The organism is Faecalibacillus sp. H12, assembly GCF_013361255.1.
In the GTDB taxonomy this organism is placed as follows: Bacteria; Bacillota_I; Bacilli_A; order Erysipelotrichales; family Coprobacillaceae; genus Faecalibacillus; species Faecalibacillus intestinalis.
Genome location: NZ_JABWDK010000006.1, coordinates 39,696 through 57,469, shown reverse-complemented (window position 1 = coordinate 57,469; position 17,774 = coordinate 39,696). Strand labels below are relative to the sequence as shown.

Genomic DNA, 17,774 nt, shown 5'->3' with positions numbered 1-17,774 from the left:
CATTTATATTGAAAAAATTATAATACTCTATAGACATTATATATCTATAGATGTAAAATGTCTATAGAAGATAGAAAGAAGGATATTTATGATTAAGCAAGAGTGGAAAAACATTTTAAAAAATCATTGGATTCAAATCGTTTTAGTTGCTCTTATTCTTATTCCTAGTATTTACACAGTTGTCTTCCTTGGATCTATGTGGGATCCATATGGAAACAGTGGAGATCTTCCTGTCGCTGTCGTGAATAAAGATAAGGCAGTTGAATACAACGATAAGAAATTAGACGTTGGTGATCAATTAGTCAAAAAATTAAAAGACAACGATTCATTAGATTTCCATTTTGTAAATTCAAAAGAAGCAAATAAGGGACTAAAAAATGGTGACTATTATATGGTCATTACGATTCCAAGCAATTTCTCCAAAAATGCAACAACTTTGTTGGATAAAAATCCTAAAAAGATGGTTTTAAATTATACAACAAACCCAGGTACAAACTATGTTGCATCAAAAATGGATGATTCAGCAATCGCAAAAATTAAAGCTGAAGTTTCAGCTTCAGTAACAAAAACATATGCTGAAACAATCTTTACTTCAATTGGAACAATGTCAGATGGATTTGCTGAAGCCAGCGATGGTACTCAACAATTATCAGATGGTATGACTCAATTAGAAGATGGTAACAAAACTATTAGTGATAACTTAAAAGTATTAGCAAGTAGTTCTTTAACATTTAAAGATGGTACAAATACTTTAACTAAAGGTTTAAAAGATTACACAAATGGTGTTGTTACAGTAAATAATGGTATTTACCAATTAAAAACAGGTGTTGGTACTTTAGGTAGTGCTACTCCTACATTAGCTAGTGGTGTAAGTGATTTAAATACTGGCGCTCAAGCATTAAATAAAGGCGTTAGTGATTATACAGCAGGTGTAAGTCAAGCATTGGCTGGTGCAAATCAATTGGTTGAAAATAACACAGAATTAAATGCAGGTGTTAAAGCATTAGGTGAAGGTGCTGAAAAATTAGTTGCAGGAAATCAACAAGTAGTTGATGGTGTAAAAAAATTACAAGAAAATCTTGAAACTTCCAAAAAAACTATGGCAGCAAGTCAAGATTCATTGACTCAATTATCTGATGGAAAAACATCATTAGATAATTATGCTACATTAATTAAAACATTAAATGCAAGTGGTGATGCTAAAAAACAAGGAATTGCTAGTAAATTATTAACTAGTGGAATGTCAAGAGCAGAAATCGATGCTTATGGTTTAACAAATTATTTCCCTGTAGATAAATATAAAGACGGTGTAGCTTCATATATGGATTCGGTTGCTACTTATACAACAGGTGCATCTACAGCAATTAATACATTATCTAGTTCAACTAAATCAAGTTTAAATGATTTAGATGCAGCTCTTAATGGTGGAACTTTAACAGATGGTACAAAAGTTCCTACAGGATTAGTAAGTGGAACTCAAACAGTCCAAGCTGGATTAAATGAAGTGAATGCAAAAGTTAATGGTGGTAAATATGTAACTGTTGACAATGATGGAAATATTAAACAAGTAACTGTTGATTCTAAAGATGCTTTAGTTGCAGGTGTTCAAGCTTATACAGCTGGTGTGGATAGTTTACAAAAAGGTTTAACACAAATCGCTGATAACAATACAGCTTTAACAAGTGGTGCTACTGCTTTAGCTGATGGTACTTCAAAATTAAACAGTAATGTTCCTGAATTAACTAAAGGAATTACAGCTTTAACAAGTGGTGTTGATCAATTGGCTACAGGTACTTCAACATTAGTAAGCAATAATGCTACATTAATGAATGGTGCTAATCAATTATCTGATGGTGCTGGTCAAATTAGTGATGGTGCTAGTAAGTTGGCTGCTGGTTCTGATACTTTAGGTGATGGAATTAAGAGTGCAGCTGATGGTGTAACTACTTTAAATGATGCATTAAAATCTGGTGCAGAAGAAAGTAAGATTGATTCAACAGATAAAACTACTGATATGGTAGCTACTCCTGTTGAAACAAGTCATAAAGAAATTTCTAAAGTTGAAAATAACGGTCATGCAATGGCTCCTTATATGATGTCAGTTGGTTTATATGTAACATGCTTAGCATTTGCTTTAATGTATCCAATTAGACATGGTATTAAAAAAGCTGAAAATGCATGGAAATATTGGGCAAGTAAAGCAACTGTTATGTATACAGTTTCTACATTAGCAGCTATCGTAATGGTTACTGCTTTAAGATTAATTAATGGATTTGAACCTGTTAATTTAGGTTTAACATACTTACTTGCAATTCTCGTATCGGCGGCATTTATGTCACTTGTCATGTTATTAAGTTTAACAACTGGATTTATTGGTGACTTCTTATTACTTGTATTCATGATTGTTAACTTAGGTGGTTCTGCTGGTACGTATCCATTAGATACAGGTCCAGCTATCTACAAAGCTATTCATAAATTTGTACCATATACTTATAGTGTAGATGGATTTAGAAAAACAATTAGTATGACAGCTCCTTCAATTTCAGTTGAAATTGCAGTGTTTGCAGGAATCTTAATTGTATGTTCATTATTAACAGTTGTTTACTTCAAATATAAAAACAAAGAAGATAAACATGCAATTCCTCAAATGTTTGAAGAAGTAAATTCAACAAAAGCTGAATAGTATAAAGGAATCCTAGAAATAGGGTTCTTTTTTATATGTAGTTCAAACTAAAAGCGAAAATATCTTTTGTGAACATTTTAACAAAATGGTAAAATAAAGGTAGGAGGATGAATCTATGGAAATTAAAAATGTTGTTGTTATTGGTGGAGGCGTTTTAGGAAGTCAAATTGCTTATCAAGCAGCTTATTGTGGTTTTGATGTAACGATTTGGCTTAGAAGTGAAGGAAGTATAGGAAGATGTCAGCCTAAATTAGATCATTTAAAAGAGGTTTATCATGATACGATTACTTTAATGGATAGCGATAAAGGAAAGACACCTCAAAATTGGGCCATGGGTATTAGTGATTATGAAGATTTTGATAAAGAACAATGTTTAGAAAAAGCTAATAAGGCCTATGAAAATATTAAATTAGAATTAGATTTACAAAAAGCAGTCAGTGACGCCGATTTAATTATTGAATCAATGGCTGAAAATGTAGAACAAAAAATAGATATTTATAAAAAAATGGCAGATTTATTACCTGAAAAGACAGTTATCGTTACGAATTCATCTACATTATTACCATCGAAGTTCGCTAAATATACAAAACGTCCAGAAAAATATTTATCATTACATTTTGCAAATAGTATTTGGAAAAATAATATGACAGAAGTCATGGCACAAAAACAAACGGATCAAAAATATTTTGATTTGATTATGGATTTTGCTAAAGAAATAAGAATGATACCATTACCTGTTCGTAAAGAAAAATCAGGATATTTATTAAATTCAATGCTTGTTCCTTTATTATTTTCAGGTATGGATCTTTATGTTAATGGGGTTAGCGATCCTGAAAGTATAGATAAAGCTTGGACTTTAGGTACAGGTGCTCCTAAAGGACCTTTCCAAATTTTAGATACGGTAGGACTTACGACAGCTTATAATATTGTTTCAATGTATTTAAAAGTTCCTTCATTTTTAGCTCCTTATAATTTTAAAGGTATGGCTAAGATGTTAAAGAAATATATTGATGAAGGAAAATTAGGAATGTCTTCTGGAGAAGGCTTTTATAAATATTAGAAGAATCAATGATTCTTCTTTTTTTACTTTTTTCAAAATATGAAACGAGTAAATCTTGCATTTTGTAAGTGTTATAATACCTCCTAGATAAACGGAGGTAGAGAAAATGAGTTTTCCAAAAGATTTTTTATGGGGTGGCGCTATTGCTGCTAATCAATATGAAGGTGCTTGGTTGGAAGATGGGAAACAACCGAACGTTACAGATGTACTTGTAGGTATTATGTCTAAAGATCCTGGTATTCAATGGAATGAAGATAAGAAAAAATATGAAATGAAATTAAATCCAGATAAAGTTTATTTATCACATGATGCCGTAGATGGGTATCATCGTTACCGTGAAGATTTAAAATTAATGAAAGGTATGGGATTCAATAGTTTTAGAACTTCTATTGCTTGGGGAAGAATTTTCCCTAATGGGGATGAACTTGAACCAAATGAAGCAGGTCTTGCTTATTATGATGATATGTTTGCATACATGAATGAATTAGGAATGGAACCTGTCATTACTTTATCACATTATGAAACACCATTACATTTAATTACTGAATATGGTGGATGGTCTAATCCTCAATTAATTGATTTTTGGTTACGTTATGTAAAAACTGTTTTTACACGTTATAAAGGAAAAGTTAAGTTCTGGCTTACATTTAATGAAGTCAATGCGTTATTTAGAATGCCGCTTGTTGCTGGTGGGGTTCTTACAATCAAAGATCCTAAAGATCCTAGTGATCCAATTGGTTCAACAACAAAACAAGATCAATGGGATGCTTATCATAATATCTTAGTCGCAAATGCGAAAACAGTTCAATTAGGACATGAAATTAGTGAAGATTACCAAATTGGCTGTATGATGACAGCTTCATCAGTAGCTACTTATCCATATAACTGTGATCCTTTAAATGTTGTTGGAACTTTAGATGCTCAACGTATGAATATTTTCTTTATGGCAGATCCATTCTGCTTAGGTATTGTACCAACTTATTTAAAGAAAGTATGGAAAGAAGATCAAGTAAATGTAGAATTTAGTGATGAAGAATTAAAATTGATTAAAGAAAATACAGTTGATTTCTTATCATTTAGTTATTATCGTTCAACAACATTTGATCGTGATGTGAACTTAAAAGTAGATACAGGTGGACTTACATGCCGTGATAATCCATATCTTAAAGATAAAGCACCTCAACCTTGGGGATGGGCTGTTGATCCGGTAGGATTACGTTATACTTTAAATGTTTTATATGATCGTTATCATTTACCATTATTAATTGTAGAAAATGGTGTTGGTTTAGATGAAAATATTGATGAAAAAGGTGAAATTCATGATGATTTCAGAGTTCATTATATTGAAGAACATTTAAAGAATGTTAATGATGCTATTGAAGATGGTGTTGATTGTCGAGGGTATTTATATTGGGGTCCAATCGATGTTGTATCAGCTGGTACTGGTGAAATGAAAAAACGTTATGGTTTTGTTTATGTAGATCGTTTTAATGATGGACATGGTACGCTAGAAAGAAAATTAAAAGATTCTTATTATCGTTATAAAGAAATAATTGAATCTAATGGAGAAGTTTTATTAGAGGATGAATAAGGTGTGATTTTAAAAATCACATCTTTTTTTGAAATTTTTTTAGTGTAATCATATCTGATGATAAAGGGGGTAAGCAAGATGGATATCTATGTAGAATTAACTTATTGTATGAATGGTATCTTATTTATCATGACTTATGAAATGATTTCATTATTGCTTAATATTCATTGGTCTTTTATGAAAATCCTTTTCTTGAATTTTTTATAAGTAATATATCAGTTATTCTCATTTATATAGACTATTTGCCATATATAAGTTTTTTATACTGGTTTGTCCTTTTTTATTTTTTTTCTTAATTAACCATCTGACACATGTGCATAGTATGGTTTTGATAAATTGAGTACAGTAATAATTGCTTTTTTAGGACATGGATGTGATTTCAAAACATATTTCTGTATTTTATTCATGAAGTTCTTTCCAGTATATCTATGGTTGAAACGCCATTCTTGTTCATTCAAAAATAAAGGTAAGTCACGTTTAGTTACTCCATGACATATACCAGTAATATTATTTTTTATATCACCAATTAATACATTAAGCCAATACAATCTATGATTTTCTTCATCATAGAGTATTTTTTCTGATTTTAATGTTATTTTATCAGTTAATCCTAAAAAAGTTGTTTTTCCATCAGTGTTTAGTATTCTTTCTTTTGAAAGTATTGCTTTTTTTGAGATGAATCTAACAATATTATTTGTATTATCTACAGCTACTGGCATTAATTTTAAAAATTTTGGATATTTATTTCTTTATCTGTTGATAACATTACTAAAAAGGGTTGCTGTTTAGTAGCAACTCCTTGTTTATGTTCTTCTTTACTTTTTGATCCTATATAAGCAACGTCTGCTTCATAAAAAAAGCTATCCAGAATTTTTTCACTGTTACTTTGGGACATAAGAATCCTACATTTTCTACAAAGTAATAGCGCTGTTTTATAATTTATTTCTAATTCATTAGCTAATTCAATCGCAGAAAGACCTTTATTTGCCGTAAAAAAGAGATACATTCCTAAAATTAATTTATAAAGATCTAACTTATTATCTTGAAATATAGTATTAGAAAGTAGGTAATGTTGATGACCACATTCTTTACATTGAAAGACGTCACCTCTTTTAATAGAATAGTAATGTGTACATCCACATTTTTCACAGTAAAAGCCAACAGGCCATTTCATTTTGAAAAAGAATTTTACACATTCATTATGATTATTTGCATATTTTCTAGTTAAAGTAATTAAAGAATCCTTTTTTGGTTTTTGATTTTTAGCCATAGTAACATCTTTAAGACAAGTATATAATATTTTAAAGAAGTGATAGATGATACTCCTCAGTTTAAAGTGATAATAACGGTGTTAAATCAAAAGATGTGTCAGATAGTTAATTAAGTTTTTAACAATGTAATCGCTTTTATTTTTGCTTTTGATAAGAATAAATTGATTTTTATTTAAGAAAAAATATAATAAACATCATAGACAAATCATGAACAGGTTTTTCTTCCTTAAATAATTTTTTGACAATAACATTCTGAAATTTGTACAAGACTTGTAGAATTTATCTGAAGGCCATTTGGTCTTTTTTTTATCTTTTTTATAGGTTTGTGTTATAATTGATGAAAAGAGGTGAAAAAATGGAACACTCAATTAAAGCAGGACTTATGATTACAAGTGCCTCTGATTATAATATGGAAATATGTCGAGGAGCAAATGAAGCGTGTAAAGAACTGGGAATAGAACTTGTTATCTTTTTTGGTGGTTCAGTTGATCCAAATGTAAAGTTTGTACAATCTTCTGATTATCAAAAAGCAAATGTCTATGCTTTTGCAAATTATTTGGATTTAGATTTTTTAGTTATTCCCGCTTCAAGTATTTGTCGTACGGATCAAAAAACAAGAGAGGCTTTTCCAAAATATTTTCATATACCAGTTGTTACTTTAAATTCACAAATAAAAGATTATCCTTTTGTTGTCTATAATAACAAAAAAAGTGTTTATAATGCTGTAAGTTATATGATTGAAAAAAATCATTGTCAACATATTGGAATTATTACTGGTTATGATAGCGGGGTTACTGCCAAACAAAGACTTGCAGGTTATCAAGAAGCTTTATCAAGTCATGATATGCCTTTTGAAGAAAAATATATTTTATCAACACCGGGTTATAATATTGATTCAGGGAATTTAATGAATAAATGGCTTCAAGAAAATCCTGAATTAGATGGAATTATGTGCGTGACGGATGATATTGCTTATTATTTATATCGTGAATTAGAAAAAATAGGAAAACGTGTAGGTAAAGATATTATGGTGTCTGGTTTTGATGATAAACCAGAATCAACACATATGGTTCCACCACTTGCTTCTTGTCATGCGGATGCTTCTTTTATTGCTTATTTAGGAATAAAACAAGGCTATGATCTTTATAAAAATGGTTCTACACAAAATCAATACATTGATGCCCATTTTATTCCTCGTCTTTCTGTTGATTGTGAAAACCATGAAGAAATTGAAATTGGTGAATTTATTCGTTTTTGTAGAGCTGAAAAAGAAAGTAATGAATATATAGCTCAAGGAATGACACAATATGTTTTTGGTAATAAATTGGTTTATAGTTCCAATTATCAAAAAACTGTATGGAGTTTCTTTACTTATTTATTGGATCTTTCGGTAAAAGATTGTACGAAACATCGCGTTTATCAACAAATAGGAGATTATATTAATTTGATTTTTAATGAAGATGATATTCGTTATTTGGATTTAGAAAGACTCTTTTTATGTCTATCATTTTTAATAAATACTGAAAACTACCTCAACATGGAAGATAAAATAAAACTCCAATCTTTTAAACAATATATTTATTTACAAATGATTAGTAGTTATAATTATCTTCTTTTGTTAAAAGAAAAGCGCTATACAAGGAGAATGAGAAGTATTGGACAAGTGAATAAAGGGATGTTGTTTGAATCATTGAATGATGATATTTATGCTATTGCGGATAATATACCTTCTCTAGGTATTCATAATGCACAGCTTTATCTTTTTGAAACACCTGTTATGACTTATGAATTTAGACCATTTATCATGCCAAAAACAATGGAATTAATTATAAATGTAGAAAATGGTCAAAGACAGCCTATTAAAAATACACATGTGTTACTAAAAGATGTTTTAAATCTTGCAAAGCAACCTTATAAAATACTTACAAGCATTTACTCTAATGAAAATTTTTATGGCTTTTTGGTGACGGATTGTACATATTTTGATTTAGAAACACTTGAATATCTTTCTAATCAAATTGGGATATCTTTAAATGTCAATGCCATTGTTAGAGAACTAAATAGTATTTCTAATACAGATGAATTAACTCATATTTATAATCGACGAGGACTTATTCAAAATATTAAAGTTCTTTATAAAAAATATAAAGAACTTTCCAAAAATCTTTATTTCTTTATAGGGGATTTAGATAATTTAAAATATATTAATGATACATTTGGACATGACCAGGGAGATAAAGCAATTCAAACAGTATGTGAAATACTAAATGATATTTTTCAAACACATGCTGTTATTGGACGCTTAGGTGGCGATGAATTTGGTATTGCGTTTACTTGTAAAAATGAAGATTTTATTATTCAAATTGATTCATTAATTCAAGAAAGAACACAATACTTTAATAAAAAATATCATTTACCTTATTATGTTAGTTTATCCTATGGAATAAGTGTCTTTGACTATAATAGTCCTTTTGATTTAAATCATACCATTAGATTGGCAGATACATTAATGTATGAAAGAAAAAAGGAAAAACATATACAAAGAGGAAAAAAAGGATAAGGAGGAACTGTTTTGAAAAAAAATAAAATAAATCTTTCAAGAGAACAATTGGAAGAAGTTATTCAATTATTTAATCGAAGTATGGATGATTATTTATATCTTTTTGATATTCAAAATGATTATTATAGTATTTCAAAACATGCCGTAAATCGTTTTTGTTTGCCAAATTATCATTTTTGTGATGCAACAAAAGCCCATAATTATTTTGTTTATGAAGACGATCTCCCTTTATTATTTGATGAGTTCAATAAAATTAAATCGGGAGAAATTACGGAGCATAGTTTACATTATCGTTGGTTAGATCGACAACATAATCCAGTTTGGGTCAATTGTCGAGGTGATGTGATTTTAGATGAATTTAATAAACCTTTATACCTTATTGGTTGTGTTAATGAAATTGGAAAAAGACAAAAAGCAGATAATATTAGTGGACTTTTAAGAGAACCAAGTTTAGAGGAGTATGTTTCTTCTAAAAGTAATAATATTACAGGTTATTTTATGCAAATTGGTATTGATGATTTTGACGAAATCAATGGGCGTTTTGGTTTAAAGTGTGGAGATGAAATTTTAAAACAGTTTTCTATGTGTATGCAATCGTGTATCAATGAAAATCAAAAGATTTACGAATTGGGGAATGGTCGCTTTATAATTATGGACTTAGCAAATCACTCAAAAGAAGATATCTTAGAACTTTATGATGAATTAAAAAAATCAGTTGAGGTTGCTTTAGAAGAGAATGTATATCGCGTGGTTTATACGATTTCAGTAGGGATTGTTGAGATTGATAAAGAAATGAAAGATTATGATACACTTATTAAATATTCAGACTTTGCCTTAAACGAAGCTAAGAAAAAAGGAAAGAATAGTTGTTATTTCTTTACACAAGATAAATATAAACAATTCATTCGAAGAAGAGAAATTCGTGTTGAATTACAAAATGCAGTTGATCACAATTTTAAGAATTTTGATGTTTATTACCAACCAATTATTGATATACATACAAGAAATCTTATAGGCGCAGAAGCTTTAATGCGTTTTAAAATGAAAAGAAATGAACAAATTGAATTTATTTCACCAGCAGAATTTATTCCTATTTTAGAAGAATCTGGTTTAATTATTCCTGCTGGTCGTTGGATTTTAAGACAAGCGGTTGCTTGTTGTAAAAAGTGGCAAGAATTTATTCCTGAATTTAAGGTGAATGTTAATTTGTCCTATGTACAAATTATTAAAAGTAAGATCTTAGATGAAATTAAACAAGCTTTAAAAGATTTTAACTTAAAACCTGCTTTGTTAGGGATTGAGGTAACAGAATCAGGTTATTTAGAAAATACATATCATTATAAAAAACTTTGGTCATCATTGAAAGAAGAAGGAATTACGCTTATTTTGGATGATTATGGAACAGGTTATTCAAATGCATATCGTTTAAGTGATTTAACACCGCATTATATTAAAATAGATCGTGTTTTAACCCAAAAAGCACTTTCTTCAAATTATGAAAGAAGTATTTTGATTTATATTATTGAAATGGCACATTCTTTGAAATTGAATGTATGTATTGAAGGTGTTGAAACGGAAGAAGAACTTCAAGAAATCAAAAAATTAAATCCAGATTATATTCAAGGTTATCTTTTTGGAAAACCAACACCAGAAGATGAGTTTTATAATCGACAAATTAAGAAAAAATAATTCTTCTTTTTTTGAATTTTACATAAACTTGATAGATGGTAGATTGTTGAAAGTATAAAATGTTTTTATATTAAATAAGAAAGAGTGTATAAATTATACATTGGGGGAATAAAAATGAACGTATGCCGAGAAAATAGAGAGTTATCATGGCTTAAATTTAACGATCGTGTTTTAATGCAAGCAAAAGATCCACAAGTACCACTTGCGGAAAAGTTAAGCTTTATTTCAATTTATCAAACAAATTTAGATGAGTTTTTTATGGTACGTATAGGATCACTTTATGACCAAATGTTATTTTATCCAGATTCCAAAGACAATAAAACAGGAATGACGGGTTTAGAACAATTAAAAGCCTGTTTAAAAAAAGTCCATTATCTTAATAAAAAGAAAGATCGTATTTATGAAAATGTGATGTCAGAACTTGGACGATCAGGATGGTCAGTAATAAAATATAAAGATATTGAAAGCAAGGAAGACCGTCGTTATTTTGCTGATTATTTTGAAAGAGAATTACTACCACTTATCTCACCACAAGTTATTTCTAAAAGACAACCATTTCCATTTATCAACAATCGTGAAATGTATGTCGTTGTACGCCTTGAATCGAAAAAAGGTAAAAGAAAAATGGGAATTATTTCTTGTGCTAATGCGATGGATGAAAGACTGATTGCACTTCCAAGTCAACCACAAAAATTTATTTTAGTAGAAGATATTATTTTACATTTTGTTTCACGTATTTTTTCTAAATATACTGTAAAAGAAAAAGCACTTATTCGTGTAACAAGAAGTGCGGATATTGATGAAGATGATCATTCATTAGAAGGACATGAAGATTATCGAGAAATGATGGAAAACTTAATTAAACAAAGAAGAAAACTTTCACCAATGCGTTTAGAAATGACGCCAGGATTAGGCGAACTTGAAGTACTTATGTTGATGAATTTCTTGAATTTAAAGAAAAATCAAGTTTTCATTAATAATTCACCTCTTGATTTTGGTTTTGTGGGTGAATTAAGAGAGCGTTTAAGATATATTTGTCCAAGTATGTTCTATAAACGTTTAGAAGCAAGAAATAATGCATTCGTTGAAAATAGAGTACCAATGATTAAACAAATCTTAAAAAGAGATTTATTACTTTCTTATCCGTTTGAATCTATGTCACCATTTTTAAGACTTTTAGATGAAGCAAGTAATGATAAAAATGTGGTAAGTATTAAAATGACACTTTATCGTGTAGCAAAGAATTCTAAAATCGTAAAATCTTTAATTAAAGCAGCAGAAAATGGAAAAGAAGTTGTTGTTTTAGTTGAATTAAGAGCGCGTTTTGATGAAGAAAATAATATTGGTTGGTCGAAACGTTTAGAAGAGGCCGGATGTCGTGTGATTTATGGTTTAGATGGTTTAAAAGTGCATTCTAAATTATGTTTAATCACGTATAAAAATGAAAAAGGAATTCAATATATTAGCCAAATTGGTACGGGAAATTATAATGAAAAAACATCAAGACTTTATACAGATTTATCATTAATGACTTCTAAATATGAAATCGGAGAAGAAATTAATGGAGTATTTAATCATTTATGTTTAGGTGAAACCGAAAATCATACAGATTTACTCATGGTAGCACCACATTGTATGATCAGTCATATCTTTAAGTATATCGATGAACAAATCGAACTTGCTAAACAAGGAAAAGAAGCTTATATTGGCTTTAAATGTAATTCGGTAACAAGTAAAAAGATGATTGATAAGCTTATTGAAGCAAGTCAAGCAGGGGTTCAAATTGATATGGTTGTAAGGGGAATTTGTTGTATTATTCCTGGTGTTGAAGAAGCAACGGAAAATATCCGAGTTCTATCAATTGTTGGAAGATATTTGGAACATTCTAGAATTTATATTTTCGGTAAAAATAATCCAACTGTTTATATTTCTTCAGCTGATTTAATGACACGAAATCTTGAAAGACGTGTTGAAGTGGCAGCGCCTGTATTAGATGAAAAATTAAAACATAAGTTACTAACAATGTTTGATTGTATGCTTCGTGATAATGTAAAAGCATGTTCATTAGAAAATAATGGTAAATACAAACGTATAAAAAATAAAAATAGAGAAATGAATAGTCAAGAATACTTTTTTAAAAATGATGTGAAATAGGAGGAGTTTTATGAGAGTTGGAATTCTTACAAGTGGTGGTGATTGTCAAGCACTTAATGCAACAATGCGTGGTTTAGTAAAAGCACTTTACCAACAAAGAAAAGATATTGAAATTATTGGCTTTTTAAAAGGTTATCAAGGATTGATGTATGAAAAATATAAAAAGATGTCTTTAAGTGATTTTGAAGATATTTTAAATGTTGGTGGAACGATTTTAGGTTCTTCACGTTGTCCTTTTAAAAAAATGCGTGTTATTGAAGATGGTTTTGACAAAGTTGAAGCTATGAAAAAAACATACAAGAAATTGAAACTTGATTGTCTTGTGGTTTTAGGAGGAAATGGTTCTTTAAAATCGGCTAACATGTTAGCACAAGAAGGTTTAAATGTGATAGGGCTTCCTAAAACAATCGATAATGATACATGGGGTACAGATTATACTTTTGGTTTTCAAAGTGCGGTCGATATTGCAACAAACTATTTAAATGAAATTGAAACAACCGCTAAAAGTCATAGTCGAGTTTTCGTTGTAGAAATCATGGGACATAAAGTAGGACATATTTGCTTACAGGCAGGTATTGCAGCAGGAGTGGATGCGATTTTACTTCCAGAAATTCCTTATGATATTAAAGTGGTTGCGAAAAAAATTAAAGAAAATCAAAAAACAGGAAAAGAATATACAATCATTGCTTGTGCAGAAGGAGCGATTAGTGAAGAAGATAGTCTTTTATCGAAGAAAAAATACAAAGCAAAAGTTGCAAGTCGCCAAGGACGTTCGGTTGCTTATGAAGTCGCTGAACAATTACAAGAGTTGATTCCTAATGAAATTCGTGTGGCGTTAGCTGGACATATTCAAAGAGGAGGTAATCCTTGTGGTTATGATCGTTTTATGGCAACACGCTTTGGGGTATATGGGGCAAATCTTCTTTTAAACAAAGATTTTGGAAAACTTGTTGTTTTTGATAAAAATGAAATCAAAGCAGTTCCTTTAAGTGAAACAGCAGGTAAATTAAAATTTGTTGATCCTGAGTGTGAAGTTGTTTCGAGTGCTAAAAAAATGGGGATTACATTTGGCGAATAAATACCGTTTAACGGTGTTTTTTTGCATTAGTAAATAGTGTATAATAAGGCTATATTGATATGAATGAAGGTGTATTATGAGTAGTGAAATAATGAGTTTAGAAATGGATGTTTTTTGTTTATTGTTATTGATTCGAATTTTATATCAAATGTATATCAATCGTGAACAAAATGATCATTGGAACTATTTTTATTATACCATTGCTTGGGCTTGTGTTTATTTGTTTATGGATGCAATTTGGATCATGAATGTAAAACATTTTCTTACTTTTAGTAAGATTCAAAGTGGAATATTTAATAGCTTCTATTTTTGTTCACTAGCAATGCTTGTTTGTTCTTGGTATGTTTATGTCCAAAAAACACTTCATTCAGCTGTTTTGAAGCATAAAAAAATATTAGTGCTTACTTTTATTCCTCTCATCTTTTTTATAGGATCTTCTTTGCTTTCTTATTGGACACATGGATTATTTGTTATTGATCAAGCAGGAAACTATCATCGTGGCAAATTGTTACCATTCTATTTTTTAATTTTATTTGCTTATATCCTTTATCTTTCAATAAAAGCAGGATATTTATCTAAAAAAGCAAAGAATTACTTATATCAAAAGGAATATAAAGTGATTGTTCGTTTTTCTTTTCTTCCTTTTATTACTGCGTTAATTCAAATTACAGTGGATCATTTACTTATTTTTAATCTAGGACTCACATATTCAATTTTTATTGTTTATAATTATTTTCAACAAAACCTTATTTCATTAGACCCGCTTACCAAAATCAATAACCGAGAACAATTGGATATTTATTTAACAATGAAAATGAAGGAAAATCATCAAAAAAAAGATCTTTATTTATTTTTATTAGACATTGATCAATTTAAAAAGATAAATGATGAACTTGGGCATGTTGTTGGAGATCAAATCATTTTAAAAACAGCTGATATTTTAAAACAAATTGCATATTTACATAATTGTTTTATTTCACGTTATGGTGGAGATGAGTTTATCATGGTATGTGAAAGAGATAAAAATGAGGAAATAACTCCTGTATTTAATGATTTACAAAGATTATTTCAACAATCTTATGAAGGTTTACCAGATTTTAGTGTGAGTATTGGTTATGCTAAATATGATGAGTCATTAAATTATATTCCAAAATTTATTGAAAAAGCAGATCGCTATATGTATCTAAATAAAAATGTGAAAAAGTGATAAAAATGAGTCATGGAAGGAGTATGTGTATGCCAAAAAGAAAAGCAAAAATATTGATTGTTGATGATGCCCAGATTAATCGAATAATTTTATGCGAATTATTGAGGAATCAATATCAAATTTTAGAAGCAGAAGATGGGAAAAAAGCTTTAGAAATGATAAAAGAAGATAAATCGATTGATTTAGTCTTATTAGACATTGTAATGCCTAATATGGATGGTTATCAAGTTCTTGAAAAGATGAAGGAACAACGTTATTTAGAATATCTTCCTGTTATTATTATTTCTTCAGAAGGAGATTCGACTTCTATGGAAAAGGCTTATGAACTTGGAGCAACTGATTATATCAGGAGACCTTTTGAAAGTTATATTATTAACCGAAGAATTAAAAACACTTTAATGCTTTATGAAAAACAAAAGAAACTGGTTCATTTAGTAGAACAACAAATTCAAAAAAGAGTAAACAATAATACGACATTAATCAATGTCTTAGGACATATCGTTGAATTTAGAAATGGCGAAAGTGGTTTACATATACAACATATTCAAACAATTACAAAAATGCTTTTATTACAAATGGGTAAAAAATCGCACGAATATAAGTTAAGTGATGCGGATATCTTACTTATTAGTACAGCTTCATCTTTACATGATATTGGAAAAATTTCAATTGATGAAAAGATTTTAAATAAACCGGGACGACTTACAAAAGATGAATTTGAAATCGTAAAACAACACTCTTTGATTGGCGCAGAAATGTTGAAAACAGTTCCTAACTACAATAATAATGATTTATTGGAGTATGCTTATCAAATATGTCGTTGGCATCATGAAAGATATGATGGACATGGTTATCCTGATGGATTAGTTGGTGATCAAATTCCTATTTCAGCACAAGTTGTTTCAATTGCGGATGTTTATGATGCTCTTACGAGTGAACGTTGCTATAAAAAAGCATATAGTCATGGACAAGCTATGAAGATGATTATTGATGGTCAATGTGGGGTTTTTAATCCCCTGTTATTAGAATGTCTTTATGATATTAGTGAAGAAATGAAAGCTTCTTTATTTGAAAATGAAAATTATGCAGATCAAGCAGTTGTTTCAAAGATGACAGATGAGCTAGTTATTAAACAATTTAGAAGTGAAATGCCTAAAGAAAAAAATAATGAGTCTCAAAACAGAAAATTTTTTCAGGAAATGACATTTGAATACGATGCATTTAAAGATGCTGTTTATATTTCTTCACAGGCAGCTAAAGATCTAGGAATTGATGAAATAATTTATCACCCAAAAAATCATGAATTTTCTTTTTTTAATAAATCAACAATTAAATTACTTAAGGATAAACTCAAAGAAACAACACATTTAAATCCAGAGGTTGATTTAAAGATTTATGCACAAGTTGGAAAACAAAAACAATGGTATCATTTACAAGCAAGTACGCGATGGAATGGAAGTGTTTATAAAGGAGTTGTTGGAAAACTTGTTAAAGACAACAATATTCAAATTATGCATAATATTCAAGAAAATAGTTCTTTAAAATATACATATACCGAAATAAAAGATTTTATTGAACATTTAAAAGATGTTTTTATGGTTGTTCGTTTGATAGATTTTCAAAAACATCAATCCGCAAAAGCAGAGAATGATCAAATAGAAATTATTGAAGGCAATTGTTATGATTACTGGAAAAGAAAAGATGTTTGTGTCAATTGTATTTCTAAGCAAGCGTATATCAAAAAAGGGCAAGCTTTTAAATTAGAATTTGTTGATTATGACATTTATGCCATTATTGCGCAGTATGTAGAAGTGGATGAGCGTCCTTGGGTCTTAGAACTTGTTTATAAAACAAAAGAAGATATTATTTTAGGAGCTCATGGAAAAACACGATTCTTAGAAGATATCGTAACTTATAATAAAGAATACTATACAGATGTTTTGACTAATGCTTATAGTCGACGTTATTATGAAGAATACGTTCAATACATCAATGATGTATCAGCAGTAGCAATGATCGATGCCGATAATTTTAAGGCAATTAATGATCAATATGGTCATAATGCTGGCGATCAAGCAATCAAAGCTGTTTCTAAAGCTATTCAATCATGCATTCGAGCTGATGATATCTTTATACGTTATGGTGGGGATGAATTTTTACTTGTTTTCCAAGATATTCATTATGATACTTTTACAACTCGGTTGTATCAAATTAGTGAATGTGTAAAACAAACAAAAGTAGATGATTATGAAGATTTATCATTATCAATTACTGTTGGGGGTATTTATGGAAATTCAAAAGTCAATGATGCAATTAAAAAAGCCGATAAATTGATGTATGAAGGAAAGAAATCAAAGCGTTCGATCGTTGTAAAGAAAACAAGTGAGGTGGATTAAGGTTCACCTTTTGTGTTTGTCAAGTAATTTTACAATACTGAAAAAAGTAAGTGTTTTTTCAAAGGATAAGCTATAATGATTTTTG

12 protein-coding genes are annotated in these 17,774 nt (G+C 29.4%); 10 read left to right on the top strand and 2 right to left on the bottom strand.

The features are described 5' to 3' along the window. Window positions 1-88: 88 nt before the first annotated feature. From HUU89_RS06565 to HUU89_RS15290, 4 genes are all read left to right on the top strand, one after another. The gene (locus HUU89_RS06565) at window positions 89-2,683 is read left to right on the top strand and encodes a YhgE/Pip domain-containing protein (RefSeq protein ID WP_175301319.1); all 2,595 of its coding nucleotides are present in this window, start codon (window positions 89-91) and stop codon (window positions 2,681-2,683) included. A 115-nt stretch (window positions 2,684-2,798) separates the two neighbouring features. Continuing rightward, complete coding sequence (locus HUU89_RS06560; RefSeq protein ID WP_175301318.1) at window positions 2,799-3,743, top strand: 3-hydroxyacyl-CoA dehydrogenase; 945 nt, start codon at window positions 2,799-2,801, stop codon at window positions 3,741-3,743. 106 nt (window positions 3,744-3,849) lie between these two features. Next, window positions 3,850-5,334: a glycoside hydrolase family 1 protein gene (locus HUU89_RS06555; RefSeq protein WP_032090689.1), complete on the top strand. Its 1,485-nt coding sequence runs from the start codon at window positions 3,850-3,852 to the stop codon at window positions 5,332-5,334. A 78-nt stretch (window positions 5,335-5,412) separates the two neighbouring features. After that, entirely contained in the window at window positions 5,413-5,541 is a 129-nt protein-coding gene (locus tag HUU89_RS15290; protein WP_317990973.1) for a hypothetical protein, read from the top strand. 89 nt (window positions 5,542-5,630) lie between these two features. Here HUU89_RS15290 and HUU89_RS06550 read toward each other — a convergent pair whose 3' ends face one another. Both HUU89_RS06550 and HUU89_RS06545 read right to left on the bottom strand, forming a co-directional pair. Then, complete coding sequence (locus HUU89_RS06550) at window positions 5,631-6,053, bottom strand: transposase (RefSeq protein ID WP_175301317.1); 423 nt, start codon at window positions 6,051-6,053, stop codon at window positions 5,631-5,633. Window positions 6,054-6,058: 5 nt separating this feature from the next. Beyond that, window positions 6,059-6,604 (bottom strand): transposase, encoded by a 546-nt coding sequence (locus HUU89_RS06545; RefSeq protein WP_254697712.1) that lies wholly within the window; start codon window positions 6,602-6,604, stop codon window positions 6,059-6,061. Window positions 6,605-6,960: 356 nt separating this feature from the next. Here HUU89_RS06545 and HUU89_RS06540 point away from each other — a divergent pair, with 356 nt between their 5' ends. From HUU89_RS06540 to HUU89_RS06515, 6 genes are all read left to right on the top strand, one after another. Further along, window positions 6,961-9,165, top strand: coding sequence for a GGDEF domain-containing protein (locus HUU89_RS06540; protein WP_175301316.1), 2,205 nt, complete (start codon window positions 6,961-6,963; stop codon window positions 9,163-9,165). Window positions 9,166-9,177: 12 nt separating this feature from the next. Then, complete coding sequence (locus HUU89_RS06535) at window positions 9,178-10,854, top strand: EAL domain-containing protein (RefSeq protein WP_175301315.1); 1,677 nt, start codon at window positions 9,178-9,180, stop codon at window positions 10,852-10,854. 114 nt (window positions 10,855-10,968) lie between these two features. Next, on the top strand, window positions 10,969-13,008 hold the full coding sequence (ppk1, locus tag HUU89_RS06530; RefSeq protein ID WP_147580303.1) for a polyphosphate kinase 1: 2,040 nt from the start codon (window positions 10,969-10,971) through the stop codon (window positions 13,006-13,008). 10 nt (window positions 13,009-13,018) lie between these two features. Further along, on the top strand, window positions 13,019-14,086 hold the full coding sequence (locus tag HUU89_RS06525) for a 6-phosphofructokinase (protein ID WP_175301314.1): 1,068 nt from the start codon (window positions 13,019-13,021) through the stop codon (window positions 14,084-14,086). 76 nt (window positions 14,087-14,162) lie between these two features. Beyond that, entirely contained in the window at window positions 14,163-15,293 is a 1,131-nt protein-coding gene (locus tag HUU89_RS06520; RefSeq protein WP_175301313.1) for a GGDEF domain-containing protein, read from the top strand. Between the two features lie 29 nt (window positions 15,294-15,322). Then, window positions 15,323-17,689: a diguanylate cyclase gene (locus tag HUU89_RS06515; protein ID WP_175301312.1), complete on the top strand. Its 2,367-nt coding sequence runs from the start codon at window positions 15,323-15,325 to the stop codon at window positions 17,687-17,689. The last annotated feature ends 85 nt before the right edge of the window (window positions 17,690-17,774 follow it).

Coding starts and splice junctions, on each gene's coding strand:
- HUU89_RS06565 (WP_175301319.1), top strand. CDS start 89: ATGATTAAGCAAGAGTGGAAAAACATTTTAAAAAATCATTGGATTCAA.
- HUU89_RS06560 (WP_175301318.1), top strand. CDS start 2,799: ATGGAAATTAAAAATGTTGTTGTTATTGGTGGAGGCGTTTTAGGAAGT.
- HUU89_RS06555 (WP_032090689.1), top strand. CDS start 3,850: ATGAGTTTTCCAAAAGATTTTTTATGGGGTGGCGCTATTGCTGCTAAT.
- HUU89_RS15290 (WP_317990973.1), top strand. CDS start 5,413: ATGGATATCTATGTAGAATTAACTTATTGTATGAATGGTATCTTATTT.
- HUU89_RS06550 (WP_175301317.1), bottom strand. CDS start 6,053: ATGCCAGTAGCTGTAGATAATACAAATAATATTGTTAGATTCATCTCA.
- HUU89_RS06545 (WP_254697712.1), bottom strand. CDS start 6,604: ATGGCTAAAAATCAAAAACCAAAAAAGGATTCTTTAATTACTTTAACT.
- HUU89_RS06540 (WP_175301316.1), top strand. CDS start 6,961: ATGGAACACTCAATTAAAGCAGGACTTATGATTACAAGTGCCTCTGAT.
- ppk1 (WP_147580303.1), top strand. CDS start 10,969: ATGAACGTATGCCGAGAAAATAGAGAGTTATCATGGCTTAAATTTAAC.
- HUU89_RS06525 (WP_175301314.1), top strand. CDS start 13,019: ATGAGAGTTGGAATTCTTACAAGTGGTGGTGATTGTCAAGCACTTAAT.
- HUU89_RS06520 (WP_175301313.1), top strand. CDS start 14,163: ATGAGTAGTGAAATAATGAGTTTAGAAATGGATGTTTTTTGTTTATTG.
- HUU89_RS06515 (WP_175301312.1), top strand. CDS start 15,323: ATGCCAAAAAGAAAAGCAAAAATATTGATTGTTGATGATGCCCAGATT.